The organism is Salmonella sp. SSDFZ69, assembly GCF_004010755.1.
Lineage (GTDB): Bacteria > Pseudomonadota > Gammaproteobacteria > Enterobacterales > Enterobacteriaceae > Salmonella > Salmonella enterica.
In genome coordinates this window covers 4,263,724-4,278,276 of sequence record NZ_CP034831.1, presented here as the reverse complement: position 1 = coordinate 4,278,276, position 14,553 = coordinate 4,263,724, and the positions used below count along the sequence as shown (strand labels likewise).

The following is a 14,553-nucleotide window of genomic DNA, read 5'->3' as shown; positions in this document are numbered from 1 at the left end:
CGCAACAGATCACTTAATTGTGATTACGCCCCCCGTAATGTCTTTTCTGAGATACAATGACTTTAGGTTATGAATCGGAGAGTAAGGCATGTCACACCCTGCGTTAACGCAACTGCGTGCGCTGCGCTATTTTGATGCGATTCCTGCGCTTGAACCCCATTTGCTGGACTGGCTGTTGCTGGAAGATTCTATGACTAAACGTTTTGAGCAGCAGGGAAAGCGGGTAAGCGTGACGCTGATTCGGGAAGCGTTTGTCGGCCAAAGTGAGGTCGAGGAAGCATCAGGTTTACTGCCATCCGAATCCCGCTACTGGTTACGTGAGATACTGCTTTGCGCTGACGGCGAGCCCTGGCTTGCCGGACGTACCGTGGTACCGGAATCCACGCTGTGCGGACCTGAACAGGTCTTACAACATCTGGGTAAAACCCCGCTTGGACGTTATCTATTTACATCATCGACACTGACCCGCGATTTTATTGAAATTGGACGCGATGCAACGCTGTGGGGGCGCCGCTCTCGACTGCGGTTGAGCGGAAAACCGCTGTTGCTTACCGAGCTTTTTTTACCTGCATCGCCGCTGTACTGAGAGGAAGATAAAGATGGAGTGGAGTCTGACGCAGAGTAAGCTGCTGGCGTTTCACCGTTTGATGCGTACAGATAAGCCTATTGGCGCGTTGCTGCTGCTCTGGCCGACGCTTTGGGCACTATGGGTGGCGACACCGGGTATGCCTCAGCTGTGGATTTTGGCGGTTTTTGTCGCTGGCGTGTGGTTAATGCGCGCGGCGGGCTGCGTGGTGAATGATTATGCCGATCGTAAATTTGACGGACATGTAAAACGTACGGTCAACCGACCTTTACCCAGCGGCGCCGTGACAGAGAAAGAAGCGCGCAACCTGTTTGTGGTGCTGGTGCTGCTGGCGTTTCTGTTGGTGCTGACGCTGAACGCCATGACGATTCTGCTTTCCGTGGCGGCGCTGGCGTTGGCCTGGGTTTATCCCTTTATGAAACGCTACACCCACCTGCCGCAGGTCGTGCTGGGGGCCGCTTTCGGCTGGTCAATCCCCATGGCGTTCGCCGCGGTGAGCGAATCCCTGCCGTTGAGCTGCTGGCTGATGTTCCTCGCCAATATTCTCTGGGCGGTGGCTTACGATACGCAATATGCGATGGTCGACAGAGATGATGATATCAAGATAGGCATTAAATCGACGGCGATCCTGTTTGGTCGTTATGACACATTGATTATCGGGATTCTGCAGCTTGGCGTCATGGCGTTAATGGCGCTGATCGGCTGGTTGAATGGTCTGGGATGGGGATATTACTGGGCTGTGCTGGTGGCGGGCGCGCTGTTTGTCTACCAGCAAAAACTGATTGCGAACCGTGAGCGTGAAGCCTGCTTTAAAGCCTTTATGAACAATAACTACGTTGGCCTGGTGCTATTTTTAGGGCTGGCGATGAGTTACTGGCACTTCTGATGTCATGCCGGGCGGACCCGGCCTACAAAGCCAAAATTTTCAATACGTCATATCAGTTGCCCGATGAGCTTGCACTATCGGGCATTTCAGGCACTGGCTTACTCGCCCTGCGTCGCGCTTTCAATCGTCAGACGGACATCAGAGGTAATTAGATCGGCAAGCATCTGATATATCTTCATCGTTTCTGCCGGTTCGGCATCGCCCGTATCACTGATATAACCCTCATCCCGTAGCGTCAACACGAGTGAACTGAACACCGCTTTGTCGAAAAACTCCGGCGCGTTAATACCGTGCAGGACAGACAGACGTTGCGCCACGGTACGGCTTTCTTTCTCCAGCGTACTGCGGTTGATGGACGGATTGGCGCTCAACAGCCAGAACGTAATGGCATAACGCTGTAGCGTTTCACGCGCGCCTGCCGCCAGCAGTTGCAGCGTACGGGAATGCGTCGGGTTGATATGCAGTTCATCATCCTGCAGGGTAATTAGCCCCTGACGCTGCATTTCACTGGCCAGCGCGTCAATGACCGAGGCTAACTCCTCGCGCTCCCAGCGCAGGAACAGCTCCGCTTTTAACATCGGATAGAGCGCTTCAACATGCTGCTGCAACGCATCACGCGAAATGCGACGATGCTGGGTGATAATCGCCGCCATCAGCGAAGGCATAATCAACATATGCGCGATATTGTTACGATAGTAGGTCATCAACACCGCCTGCTCGCGCGGCAGAATGATGATATCGCCAATGGTGTCTTTCTCGACCTCAAACTTATTCATCTGCAGCGCGTGAGCGATGAGCTCGCCAGCGCTGGCGGCAGGAACGGTTGAGTCTGTGGAATAAGGGACATTGCGCATCAGATCGAGATAGCAATCAAGCTGCTCGGTGAGCTGCTCGCGGGTGAGCGAGCGCTGACGCGACGCTAACAGCGCGGTACAACACAGGTTCATCGCGTTTGCCGCGCCAGCGTTGTTAATACGCACCATCAGATCGGCGGCGATACTATTTACCGTCGGCGTCAGCCAGGCTGGGCGTATGGCCTCTATAGGGTCGATAGATTCGCGCCACTCCGGCACATGCTGGTTCAGGTACGTCATGAGCGGCATCGGTTCGCCAAAGTTAACGTAGCCCTGACCCAGATTGCGCAGCTTGCTCAAGCCTTTCAGCATCTGCGGCAGGCTCTCTTTCTCTTTTGTCGCGCCGCGCAGTTCTTTCGCATAGGTGCCCACTTCCATGACGTGCTCATAGCCGATGTAAATAGGCACTAACGTAATTGGACGGGTACCGCCGCGCAGCATCGCCTGGATAGTCATCGACAGGGTGCCGGTTTTCGGGTCTAACAAACGTCCGGTACGCGAACGTCCTCCTTCGACAAAATACTCAACCGAGTAACCGCGGCTGAACAGCTCGCCCAGGTATTCGCGAAAGACGGTGGAATAGAGTTTATTCCCCTTAAAGGTGCGACGAATAAAGAACGCGCCCAGACGACGGAAAATCGGGCCAGCGGGCCAGAAATTAAGGTTAATACCGGCGGCAATGTGCGGCGGAACCAGTCCCTGATGGTACAGCACATAAGAAAGGAGCAAATAGTCCATATGGCTGCGGTGACAGGGCACATAGACGATTTCATGCCCGTCGTGCGCCAGTTGGCGTACGCGCTCGGCGTTATGCACGTTAATCCCCTGGTACAGTCGGTTCCAGGTAAACCCCAAAATCCTGTCGGTCAAACGAATCATCTCGTAAGAGAAGTTCGCCGCGATCTCTTCCATCAGCGCAATGGCGTTTTGCTGCGCTTTTTCATGAGAGATTTTTTTACTGCGCGCTTCGTCTTCTACCGCGCGGGCGATCGCTTTCGAGGCCAGCAGTTTGTTAAACAGATCCTGACGGGCGGGCAGGCGTGGGCCAACCGCCGCCAGACGCTGGCGAGCAAAGTGCATACGCGCCACGCGAGCCAGCTTCTGCGCGATGATTTTATCGGTGCCGTGTTCATCAGCCATGCGACGCAATGAGACGGACGGCGAGAATCGGACAAAGCTATCGCGACCCAGCCAGGAGATGGCAAAGAATTTCTGTACGCCGTTCAGCATACGTAAAGGCGGGTTCTCTTCTCCCTTTTCACGACCCGGCGCGCGGCCAAACATCACGGAAACGGGCACCATCTGCACGTCCAAAGCCGGATTACTCCGATGCAGATCGAGATAATCGTGAAAAAGTTTCACCGACTCTTCTTTTGGCGTGTAATAGGTAAAGACACGCGGTCCGCCGTGAATAAATACATAGCGTGGCAGCAGCGCGCCGTCGATCTCCAGCGGCTCCAGCGGATCCGGGAGATCGTGCGCCAGACATTGCGCCCGCAGCGTCAGTAAGTCCGCTTTTGAGTTGTATGGCAAGACATACATAATGGGGCGAGAAGTATCGAGCCCCAATTCCTGGGCGGGTTCCGCCGGAATAGACTTGCTTTTTACCAGTATGCTTAATGGTAAATTCAGTAATTTGTAGTAAATTCGTGGCCAGCCGGACATAAACGATGTAAAGCCTCTGGTTAATAATGCAAATGCGGTGCAAGGATATCAGAAAGTTTAGCGAATTTCTGTTGTATCCCGTCATACTTCGCGCTGCGTTACGGCAGTCCGAATCGTGCAGGGCAACCGTATAATGTCATTGACGTTAATAATGTAAAAAGGTTCTTTTGATGGCCAATAATACCACTGGATTCACCAGAATTATCAAAGCGGCAGGATATTCCTGGAAAGGATTTCGCGCCGCATGGACTCACGAAGCGGCGTTTCGCCAGGAAAGTATCGCGGTATTGCTGGGCGTCATCATCGCCTGCTGGCTGGATGTGGATGCGATTACCCGTGTGTTATTGATAGGTTCCGTTTTACTTATCATGATTGTTGAAATCCTCAACAGCGCTATTGAAGCGGTCGTTGACCGCATCGGTTCTGAATACCATGAGCTTTCCGGCCGTGCGAAAGATATGGGATCGGCTGCGGTGCTACTGTCTATTTTCGTTGCCCTGATGACCTGGGGCATCCTGTTATGGTCACATTTTCGATAAAGGTTCCAAATTTTATAAATCTCTTGTTTTTTGCGCCGTTTGTGGTTCCAAAATCACCTTTAACTGTATATACTCACAGCATGACTGTATATACACCCAGGGGGCGGAATGAAAGCGTTAACGGCCAGGCAACAAGAGGTGTTTGATCTCATCCGGGATCACATCAGCCAGACAGGTATGCCACCGACGCGTGCGGAAATCGCGCAGCGTTTGGGGTTCCGTTCCCCAAATGCGGCGGAAGAACACCTTAAAGCGCTGGCGCGCAAAGGGGTGCTTGAAATCGTTTCCGGCGCATCGCGAGGTATCCGTCTGTTACAGGAAGAAGAGGACGGATTACCGCTTGTCGGGCGTGTCGCGGCGGGTGAACCGCTTCTGGCGCAGCAGCATATTGAAGGCCATTACCAGGTCGATCCTTCACTGTTCAAACCCAGCGCCGATTTCCTGCTGCGCGTGAGCGGTATGTCGATGAAAGACATCGGTATTATGGATGGGGATTTGCTGGCGGTACATAAAACGCAGGACGTCCGTAATGGCCAGGTGGTTGTCGCTCGCATTGACGATGAAGTGACAGTAAAACGCCTGAAAAAGCAGGGCAATAAAGTGGAGCTGCTGCCGGAAAACAGCGAGTTTACACCGATAGTGGTGGATCTGCGCGAACAAAGCTTTACGATTGAAGGGTTGGCGGTAGGCGTCATTCGCAACGGGGAATGGTTGTAATCTCTTTTGATCTCCTTGTAAGCCGTCATTCGGCAATCGTGCAGCCTGATGGCGCTGCGCTTATCAGGCCTACGGGAATGCAGTTCCTGAGATGATTAATTTGTAGGCCGGATAAGGCGTTACGTCGCCATCCGGCAATGCGCTCGTTTCCTTTAACTCCTTGTCAGGCTTTTCTCCATGCCGCTTTTTACCTCCTCTGATAAAGCTCTCTGGCGTCTCGCGCTGCCGATGATTTTTTCTAACATCACCGTCCCCTTACTGGGACTGGTCGATACGGCGGTGATTGGTCATCTGGACAGCCCGGTTTTCCTGGGCGGCGTGGCGGTGGGCGCGACTGCCACCAGCTTTCTTTTCATGCTGCTGCTATTTCTACGTATGAGCACCACCGGCCTAACGGCGCAGGCATTTGGCGCCAAAAATCCGCAGGCGTTAGCCCGGGCGCTCATTCAACCGTTATTACTGGCGCTGGGCGCTGGCGTGATGATTGTGCTATTTCGCACGCCGCTTATCGAGCTGGCTTTACATATTGTCGGCGGGAACGACGCTGTCCTGGTGCAGGCGAGACGCTTCCTTGAAATTCGTTGGCTAAGCGCTCCCGCGTCACTGGCGAATCTGGTGCTGCTCGGGTGGCTGTTAGGCGTTCAGTATGCGCGGGCGCCGGTTATCTTGTTGGTCGTGGGCAATATCCTCAACATCGCGCTCGACCTGTGGCTGGTGATGGGGCTTCATATGAACGTGCAGGGCGCCGCCCTAGCGACGGTCATCGCAGAATATGCCACGTTACTGATCGGCCTCATGATGGTACGTAAAGTTCTCCATCTCCGCGGTGTGTCGCTGGATATGCTAAAACAGGCCTGGCGCGGCAACGTGCGCCGCCTTTTGGCGCTCAATCGCGATATCATGCTGCGCTCATTGCTCCTTCAGCTTTGTTTTGGCGCAATCACGGTGTCAGGCGCGCGGCTGGGCAGCAATATTATCGCGGTAAATGCAGTCCTGATGACCTTACTCACCTTTACGGCCTATGCGCTGGACGGTTTTGCTTATGCGGTGGAGGCGCACTCCGGTCAGGCTTACGGTGCGCGTGACGGTAGCAAGCTACTGGACGTCTGGCGAGCGGCGTGTCGTCAGTCAGGAATTGTGGCCTTGTTGTTTTCCACAGTCTATGCCCTGGCAGGCGAACATATTGTCGCGTTACTGACCTCATTGCCGCAAATACAGCTACTGGCGGATCGGTATCTTATCTGGCAGGTGGTATTACCGCTGGTGGGCGTATGGTGCTATCTGCTCGATGGTATGTTTATTGGCGCGACGCGCGCTGCCGAAATGCGCAATAGCATGGCTGTCGCCGCGGGAGGATTCGCGCTGACGCTCTTCGCCCTGCCGGTATTAGGAAATCATGGTTTATGGCTGGCATTAACCGTGTTCCTGGCGCTTCGCGGTCTGTCGTTGAGCCTTATCTGGCGTCGTCACTGGCGCGAGGGTACATGGTTTGCCAGATCGTGACGGTTAAAAATTCTGAATATAAAACCGAAGGCCGAATTCCTGCCTACAATTATTATCACGTCCAGCAGAAATTGCAGTGCATTTGGGCGAATAACACCTGCTATTCCTAACCGAATGATGAGGACAAGATGATGAATAAAGACGAAGCCGGCGGTAACTGGAAACAGTTTAAAGGTAAAATGAAAGAACAATGGGGCAAACTGACCGATGACGATATGACCGTTATCGAAGGTAAACGCGACCAACTGGTAGGTAAAATCCAGGAGCGTTACGGTTACCAGAAAGATCAGGCGGAAAAAGAGGTTGTTGACTGGGAAACCCGTAACAACTATCGCTGGTAATATGTTTTCCCCTACCAGGAGTACATGGATGTGCTTCCCACTGTTTGCTTATGAATGCGGGCGTGCCCCTCTCTACTGCCGCCCGTTTTCCGTTCAGGCTAACGCGGTTTTTTCTTCACCAGCACCGAGTGGTCGTGACCACAGTCGCCCGGATGGCGACACGCTTCCACTTCTACGCACGCAGGGCACAGACCGTGCGCCTCAATAACGTTATGTCGTAGCGCAAATCCCATTTTAGCCGCCAGCGTATGCATGATGTCTTCCACGCCCTCGGCACACTCTTCCTTCACCACGCCGCAACGATCGCAGATAAACATGGCCGAGCTGTGCGTCGGCTGGTCGAACAGGTGGCAAACCACATAACTATTGGTGGATTCCACTTTATGGACAAAACCCTGTTCGAGCAAAAAATCCAGCGCGCGGTAGATGGTGGGCGGTTTGGCCTGTGGTTCCGTTTCGCGCAGCAAATCGAGCAAATCGTATGCGCTGATGGCACCCTGTTGCAGACTCATCAGGCGCAGCACTTCGAGGCGCTGAGGCGTCAGGCGCACGTTGCGCTGCGCGCAGAGTTTTTCAGCTTGCGCCAGTAACTCTTGCGTTGTGGTCTTTTCCATGTAGCACCTCGAATGGCATGAAAGTCTAATCCGTTACTTTACCACGAGCTGCTTAAAACTCTGAAATTACCCCGCGACAATATATCGCCTGCTAAGCTTTTCCGCGCCAGTATTCTCATCTATACCTAATGAGGGTCGATATTATAACAACAGGATTTAACATCACTATTTCACAGCAATAGTTCGCCTCTGTCCGGTAAAGCGTGGCGGAGGGATTACTTCACCTGATAATAAGATGGGCTAACTGTGAACAAAAACGTCAAACTTTCACTGATTGCTATCGCGGTCTCGCTTTTTATGGCAAAGCAGGCGAGCGCCGCCAATACCTGGACGGAAGCGCGTAATGACGCAATGGGCGGGACGGGCGTCGCGTCCGCGAATTATGGCAGCGGAGTACTGTTAAATCCGGCGTTACTGGCAAAAGCCAAACCGGAAGACAATATCACTGTTGTCCTTCCTGCGGTCGGCGTCCAGATTACGGATAAAGACAATCTCCAGGATGAAATTGACGATATCAGCGATAAAGTGGATTACTACGATGAGGTCGTCGATAACCTTACGCTGGGGCAAATTCTGCTCAATCCGCGAGGCGTGCTGAATCAATTTCAGGGCGCCGCGCGCGACCTGGCCGATGAGCTGGAATATCTCAACGGAAAAACCGCCCGCGCCAATGCCGGCGCCGGGTTGGCGGTAAGTATTCCAGGGCAAACGCTTTCCGTGGCGTTTATCGCCAAAGGTTATGCGCATGGGCGCGTGAGTTCGTCCATTGATCAGAACGATATTCAGTATCTGCGCGATATCCAGCATGATGAACGTGTCGCGCTTCGTGAAGCAGGACGCGCTGCTTTGCTGGGGTCTGACGAAATTACAAAGCATTTAAACTCTACCGCGTCGGGGCGGGTAGCGATTGTGTCTGACTACGGTATTGCACTGGCGAAGCAGTTTGTGGTGGGCGAGGTGCCTGTTTCCATTGGCGTTACGCCAAAACTGCAAAAAACCTGGCTCTATAACTACACCACCTCAATTTATAACTACGACAGTAGCGACTGGAATAGCAGCCGCTATCGCAATGACGATACGGGTTTTAACATTGATGCGGGGCTTGCTGCCGATATCGGTGAAAACTGGACGCTGGGGCTGAGCGGGCAAAATCTGGTATCTCGCGATATCGATACGAAAGATATTTACATCACTAATGGTATGACGGGAGAAACCACCAACTACAAAGATACATACCAAATCCGCCCCCTGGTTACCGCGGGCATCGCATGGCATAACGATTTACTGACCGTAAGCGCCGATGGCGATCTGACGGAAACGAAAGGCTTTAAGAGCGAAGACAATTCACAGTACGTGGGTGTCGGCGCTGAAGTTCGACCGTTGTCATGGCTGGCGGTGCGCGCAGGGTATCGTGCGGATGTGAAAAATAACGATAGCAATGTGGTTACCGGCGGTCTTGGCTTTGCGCCCTTTAACCGTGTGCATCTCGACTTAATGGGACTGTACGGCGAAGATGAAACCTGGGGGGCTGGCGCGCAGCTTACGATGACATTCTGAGGCGTTTTCACCGGAGGCGCTACGCCTCCGGTTTAGCGTTATGCTATAGTGACGCCCCTTTTTTAACCGGATGCTTATTTATTCGCCATGCAGCCTGAAACCCAGTCCTCCGCTTTTCCTGCTTATCGCTTCTCCATCGCGCCTATGCTCGACTGGACGGACAGACATTGCCGCTATTTCCTGCGTTTGCTGTCTCGCCAGACGCTGCTCTACACCGAAATGGTGACCACGGGCGCGATTATTCACGGTAAGGGTGACTATCTGGCTTACAGCGAAGAAGAGCATCCGGTTGCTCTACAGCTTGGTGGAAGCGATCCGGCTCAGCTTGCGCATTGTGCAAAGCTGGCGGAAGCGCGTGGCTACGATGAAATTAACCTCAACGTGGGGTGCCCCTCCGATCGTGTGCAAAATGGTATGTTTGGCGCCTGTTTGATGGGCAATGCGCAACTGGTCGCCGATTGTGTTAAAGCCATGCGTGATGTCGTCTCGATTCCGGTAACGGTAAAAACCCGCATTGGTATTGACGATCAGGACAGTTATGCGTTTCTGTGTGATTTCATCGATACGGTTTCCGGTCGGGGCGAATGCGAGATGTTTATTATCCATGCGCGCAAAGCCTGGCTTTCTGGCTTAAGCCCGAAAGAAAATCGTGAGATCCCGCCGCTGGATTACCCGCGCGTATACCAGCTAAAGCGGGATTTTCCGCACCTGACCATGTCCATTAACGGCGGCATCAAATCGCTGGAAGAGGCGAAGGAACACCTGCGCCATATGGATGGCGTCATGGTTGGCCGCGAAGCTTATCAGAATCCGGGTATACTGGCCGCGGTGGATCGGGAGATCTTTGGCGCCGATACCACCGATGCCGATCCGGTTGCGGTGGTTCGCGCGATGTATCCCTATATTGAGCGTGAATTGAGCCAGGGAGCGTATCTGGGGCATATCACTCGCCATATGCTGGGGTTGTTCCAGGGCATCCCCGGCGCGCGGCAGTGGCGTCGCTATCTGAGCGAAAACGCCTATAAAGCTGGCGCGGATGTTGCTGTACTGGAGCAGGCGCTAAAACTGGTAGCAGACAAGCGTTAAAAGTTCGCCAAAAATTAGTCAATCTCACCACGCTCTGTGCGGTCTTGCAGGGCGTTTTCTTTATATATCAAAAACATAAATATTGGCATGATTTTTGTAATAGCTTACCTGACCAAACCCGGTAAGCGCCGTGCCGCCGGGCAATGCCATCTCTATGGGGAGCGACTATGCTGGAACTACTTTTTGTGCTTGGCTTTTTTCTGATGTTAATGGTGACGGGCGTCTCCTTGCTGGGCATTCTGACCGCGCTGGTTGTAGCGACTGCCGTCATGTTCCTGGGCGGAATGTTCGCCCTGATGATCAAGCTGTTACCGTGGCTACTGCTGGCGGTGGCTGTGGTGTGGGTGATCAAAGCAGTAAAAACGCCAAAAATCCCTCAGTATCAGCGCAATAACCGTCGGTTTTACTAAGGTATTGAGCGGTTCGTCACAACCTGGAACTTTGCCCTCACAGGCAAATAGGAATCGATTATTAAATCTGTCATGATTGCGCAGGTAACGAATTCATCGCGCTGTACCCTACATACAGCCGAACAAAAAAAGAAAGGGCTTCCCGGGTGGAAGCCCAATTTCTTTGCAGAGCTATTACGGAATCAGCAGGCTTGAGCCCTGTGTGGCCCGGCTTTCCAGCACCTCATGTGCGCGACGGGCATCTTTTAACGCATAGCGTTGATTTTCAGCCACATCAACTTTAATCACGCCGCTGGCGATCAATGAGAACAATTCATTGCTGGCTTCGGTCAGTTCTTCACGTGTCGTAATATACCCCTGTAGTGAAGGTCGCGTGGCATACAGGGAACCTTTCTGATTCAGAATACCTAAATTCACGCCAGTGACGGGGCCGGACGCATTGCCGAAACTGACCATCAGTCCCCGACGTTGCAGGCAGTCCAGTGAGGCTTCCCAGGTATCTTTCCCCACGGAGTCATAGACCACGCGGACTTTTTTGCCGCCGGTGATCTCTTTTACCCGTTCGACAATGCTCTCCTCACGGTAATTAATTACCTGCCAGGCGCCAGCGTCCAGCGCCCGCTGCGCTTTTTGCGCGCTACCGACGGTACCGATAAGCTTCGCGCCCAGCGCTTTCGCCCACTGGCAGGCGATCAGACCGACGCCGCCCGCAGCGGCATGAAACAGGAAGGGTTCGTCGGGTTTCACTTCATAGGTTTTGCGCAACAGGTAAAAAACGGTCAACCCCTTGAGAAAAGAGGCTGCCGCCTGTTCGAAGGAAATGGCGTCAGGTAAAATCGCGGCTTTATCTGCGGGGACGTTATGGACGGAACTGTAAGCGCCGAGCGTTGACTGCGCGTAGACGACGCGATCGCCCACGCGAATGTGCTCCACGCCGTTGCCGACTTTACTGACCACACCCGCAGCTTCGGTTCCCAGGCCCGCAGGCAACGACGGGGGCGGATAGAGTCCGCTACGGATATAGGTGTCGATGAAGTTGATACCAATGGCTTTGTTCTCAACCTGGATTTCATGTTCCGCCGGTTCCGCTGGCGTAAACTCCACGGTCTGAAGCACTTCCGGACCACCATGCTTGTGAAATTCAATACGCGTTGCCATGCTTCCTCCAAAAGAAATGTGGTAATCTTTCGACCCAATCACTATCTCGGTAACTCCATTCACTATGGCAGGAAATAAACCCTTCAACAAACCACAGACTGATGCCCGCGACCGCGATCCGCAGGTTGCCGGGATAAAAGTGCCGCCGCACTCGATTGAAGCGGAACAGTCGGTGTTGGGCGGTTTAATGCTGGATAACGAGCGCTGGGACGATGTGGCCGAGCGCGTGGTGGCGGAAGATTTCTATACCCGCCCGCATCGCCATATCTTTACGGAGATGGGGCGCTTGCAGGAAAGCGGCAGTCCTATCGACCTGATTACGCTCGCGGAATCGCTGGAGCGGCAGGGCCAACTGGACAGCGTCGGCGGTTTCGCCTATCTGGCGGAGTTGTCTAAAAACACGCCAAGCGCGGCGAATATCAGTGCTTATGCGGACATTGTGCGCGAACGCGCCGTGGTCCGCGATATGATCGCGGTGGCGCATGAAATTGCGGACGCTGGTTACGATCCACAGGGGCGCAATAGCGATGAACTGCTGGATCTGGCGGAGTCGCGCGTTTTCCAGATCGCGGAAAACCGGGCCAACAAAGACGAAGGTCCGAAAAGCATCGACCAGATTCTCGACGCTACCGTGGCGCGTATTGAGCAGTTGTTCCAGCAACCGCACGATGGCGTTACAGGCGTGGATACCGGCTATCAGGATCTCAATAAAAAGACGGCAGGGTTACAGCGTTCGGATTTGATTATCGTCGCGGCGCGCCCCTCCATGGGTAAAACCACTTTTGCGATGAACCTCTGCGAAAATGCGGCGATGTTGCAGGATAAACCGGTACTGATCTTCAGCCTGGAGATGCCCGGCGAACAGATCATGATGCGTATGCTGGCCTCGCTGTCCCGCGTCGATCAGACACGTATTCGTACCGGTCAACTCGATGATGAAGACTGGGCGCGAATCTCCGGCACGATGGGCATTCTGCTGGAAAAACGCAATATGTATATTGACGACTCCTCAGGTCTTACGCCGACAGAAGTCCGTTCGCGCGCGCGGCGTATTTTCCGCGAACATGGCGGGTTAAGTCTGATTATGATCGACTACCTGCAATTGATGCGTGTGCCGTCGCTTTCTGATAACCGTACTCTGGAAATCGCCGAAATTTCTCGCTCGTTGAAAGCGCTGGCGAAGGAGCTCCAGGTGCCGGTCGTGGCGCTATCGCAGCTTAACCGCTCCCTGGAACAACGCGCGGATAAACGTCCGGTGAACTCCGACCTGCGTGAATCCGGCTCTATTGAACAGGATGCCGACTTAATTATGTTTATCTACCGTGATGAGGTTTATCACGAGAACAGCGACTTAAAAGGCATTGCTGAAATTATTATTGGTAAGCAACGTAACGGTCCTATCGGTACGGTTCGTCTGACGTTCAATGGTCAGTGGTCGCGCTTCGATAACTATGCGGGACCGCAATACGATGATGAGTAACTCTCCGTCATTCTGTTAACAAGGAATTCAAATGCAAGCGGCAACAGTCGTCATTAACCGCCGCGCTCTGCGACACAACCTGCAACGTCTGCGTGAACTGGCGCCTGCCAGTAAGCTGGTTGCGGTGGTGAAAGCGAACGCTTATGGACACGGTCTTCTGGAGACCGCGCGAACGCTCCCTGATGCTGACGCTTTTGGCGTGGCGCGTCTTGAAGAGGCTCTACGTCTGCGAGCGGGCGGGATCACGCAGCCTATCCTGCTGCTGGAGGGTTTTTTCGACGCCGCCGATTTGCCGACCATTTCCGCGCAATGTCTGCATACCGCCGTACATAATCAAGAGCAGCTTGCCGCCCTGGAGGCGGTGGAGCTGGCGGAGCCGGTAACGGTCTGGATGAAACTGGATACCGGTATGCATCGTCTCGGCGTGCGTCCCGAAGAGGCGGAGGCGTTCTACCAGCGTCTGACGCACTGTAAAAATGTACGCCAGCCGGTGAATATCGTCAGCCATTTTGCCCGTGCGGATGAGCCGGAATGCGGCGCTACCGAACATCAGCTCGACATTTTTAATGCCTTCTGTCAGGGTAAACCCGGTCAGCGCTCTATTGCCGCGTCTGGCGGTATCCTGCTGTGGCCGCAGTCTCACTTTGACTGGGCGCGTCCGGGCATCATTTTGTATGGCGTATCGCCGCTGGAGCACAAACCCTGGGGGCCGGATTTTGGTTTTCAGCCGGTGATGTCCTTAACCTCCAGTTTGATCGCGGTGCGTGACCACAAAGCGGGCGAACCGGTGGGCTACGGCGGGACATGGGTGAGTGAGCGCGACACGCGCCTGGGCGTGGTGGCGATGGGTTATGGCGATGGCTACCCACGAGCGGCGCCTTCCGGTACGCCAGTACTGGTCAATGGTCGTGAAGTCCCGATTGTCGGGCGGGTGGCGATGGATATGATTTGCGTAGATTTGGGGCCAAACGCGCAGGATAACGCGGGCGATCCGGTGGTCTTATGGGGTGAAGGTCTGCCGGTTGAACGTATCGCTGAAATGACAAAAGTAAGTGCTTACGAACTTATCACGCGCCTGACCTCAAGGGTGGCGATGAAGTATATTGATTAAATACGCGGCGGGCCGGGTGGCGCTTGCGCTTATCCGGCTTGTATCG

At 53.9% G+C, this 14,553-nt stretch carries 15 protein-coding genes; 12 read left to right on the top strand and 3 right to left on the bottom strand.

Annotation, left to right across the window (positions count from 1 at the left end):
- Nucleotides 1–88 precede the first annotated feature (88 nt).
- Together ubiC and ubiA are read left to right on the top strand one after the other, a co-directional pair.
- A complete protein-coding gene (ubiC, locus tag EOS98_RS21155) occupies nucleotides 89–586 on the top strand; it encodes a chorismate lyase (RefSeq protein ID WP_000019219.1) in 498 nt (165 codons plus the stop codon).
- Between the two features lie 13 nt (nucleotides 587–599).
- On the top strand, nucleotides 600–1,472 hold the full coding sequence (ubiA, locus tag EOS98_RS21150; protein ID WP_000455249.1) for a 4-hydroxybenzoate octaprenyltransferase: 873 nt from the start codon (nucleotides 600–602) through the stop codon (nucleotides 1,470–1,472).
- Between the two features lie 98 nt (nucleotides 1,473–1,570).
- On the opposite strand, the gene plsB is transcribed toward ubiA, so the two are convergent.
- Complete coding sequence (plsB, locus tag EOS98_RS21145; RefSeq protein WP_000017366.1) at nucleotides 1,571–3,991, bottom strand: glycerol-3-phosphate 1-O-acyltransferase PlsB; 2,421 nt, start codon at nucleotides 3,989–3,991, stop codon at nucleotides 1,571–1,573.
- 170 nt (nucleotides 3,992–4,161) lie between these two features.
- Between plsB and EOS98_RS21140 the strand changes: the two genes are divergently transcribed.
- From EOS98_RS21140 to EOS98_RS21120, 5 genes are all read left to right on the top strand, one after another.
- Nucleotides 4,162–4,530, top strand: a complete 369-nt coding sequence (locus tag EOS98_RS21140) for a diacylglycerol kinase (protein ID WP_000002900.1) — start codon at nucleotides 4,162–4,164, stop codon at nucleotides 4,528–4,530.
- A gap of 108 nt (nucleotides 4,531–4,638) precedes the next feature.
- A complete protein-coding gene (gene lexA, locus EOS98_RS21135; protein WP_000646079.1) occupies nucleotides 4,639–5,247 on the top strand; it encodes a transcriptional repressor LexA in 609 nt (202 codons plus the stop codon).
- A gap of 177 nt (nucleotides 5,248–5,424) precedes the next feature.
- Complete coding sequence (dinF, locus tag EOS98_RS21130; RefSeq protein ID WP_126524363.1) at nucleotides 5,425–6,750, top strand: MATE family efflux transporter DinF; 1,326 nt, start codon at nucleotides 5,425–5,427, stop codon at nucleotides 6,748–6,750.
- On the top strand, nucleotides 6,747–6,860 hold the full coding sequence (locus EOS98_RS21125; protein WP_001575282.1) for a hypothetical protein: 114 nt from the start codon (nucleotides 6,747–6,749) through the stop codon (nucleotides 6,858–6,860). Before dinF ends, EOS98_RS21125 begins: the two co-directional genes overlap by 4 nt.
- Before the next feature lie 21 nt (nucleotides 6,861–6,881).
- A complete protein-coding gene (locus EOS98_RS21120) occupies nucleotides 6,882–7,091 on the top strand; it encodes a CsbD family protein (RefSeq protein WP_001030592.1) in 210 nt (69 codons plus the stop codon).
- A gap of 98 nt (nucleotides 7,092–7,189) precedes the next feature.
- Here EOS98_RS21120 and zur read toward each other — a convergent pair whose 3' ends face one another.
- On the bottom strand, nucleotides 7,190–7,705 hold the full coding sequence (zur, locus tag EOS98_RS21115) for a zinc uptake transcriptional repressor Zur (protein WP_000416271.1): 516 nt from the start codon (nucleotides 7,703–7,705) through the stop codon (nucleotides 7,190–7,192).
- Nucleotides 7,706–7,951: 246 nt separating this feature from the next.
- Here zur and EOS98_RS21110 point away from each other — a divergent pair, with 246 nt between their 5' ends.
- The 3 genes from EOS98_RS21110 (at nucleotide 7,952) to pspG (ending at nucleotide 10,758) form a co-directional block, all read left to right on the top strand.
- Complete coding sequence (locus EOS98_RS21110; protein WP_001039335.1) at nucleotides 7,952–9,262, top strand: conjugal transfer protein TraF; 1,311 nt, start codon at nucleotides 7,952–7,954, stop codon at nucleotides 9,260–9,262.
- An 87-nt stretch (nucleotides 9,263–9,349) separates the two neighbouring features.
- A complete protein-coding gene (gene dusA, locus EOS98_RS21105; RefSeq protein ID WP_126524362.1) occupies nucleotides 9,350–10,348 on the top strand; it encodes a tRNA dihydrouridine(20/20a) synthase DusA in 999 nt (332 codons plus the stop codon).
- Between the two features lie 167 nt (nucleotides 10,349–10,515).
- The gene (pspG, locus tag EOS98_RS21100; protein ID WP_000891417.1) at nucleotides 10,516–10,758 is read left to right on the top strand and encodes an envelope stress response protein PspG; all 243 of its coding nucleotides are present in this window, start codon (nucleotides 10,516–10,518) and stop codon (nucleotides 10,756–10,758) included.
- Nucleotides 10,759–10,932: 174 nt separating this feature from the next.
- Here pspG and EOS98_RS21095 read toward each other — a convergent pair whose 3' ends face one another.
- Nucleotides 10,933–11,916 (bottom strand): quinone oxidoreductase, encoded by a 984-nt coding sequence (locus EOS98_RS21095; RefSeq protein WP_000235550.1) that lies wholly within the window; start codon nucleotides 11,914–11,916, stop codon nucleotides 10,933–10,935.
- Nucleotides 11,917–11,980: 64 nt separating this feature from the next.
- Between EOS98_RS21095 and dnaB the strand changes: the two genes are divergently transcribed.
- Both dnaB and alr read left to right on the top strand, forming a co-directional pair.
- Nucleotides 11,981–13,396 (top strand): replicative DNA helicase, encoded by a 1,416-nt coding sequence (gene dnaB / locus EOS98_RS21090; protein WP_000918353.1) that lies wholly within the window; start codon nucleotides 11,981–11,983, stop codon nucleotides 13,394–13,396.
- A gap of 31 nt (nucleotides 13,397–13,427) precedes the next feature.
- Nucleotides 13,428–14,507, top strand: a complete 1,080-nt coding sequence (gene alr, locus EOS98_RS21085; protein WP_001147297.1) for an alanine racemase — start codon at nucleotides 13,428–13,430, stop codon at nucleotides 14,505–14,507.
- Nucleotides 14,508–14,553: the final 46 nt, after the last annotated feature.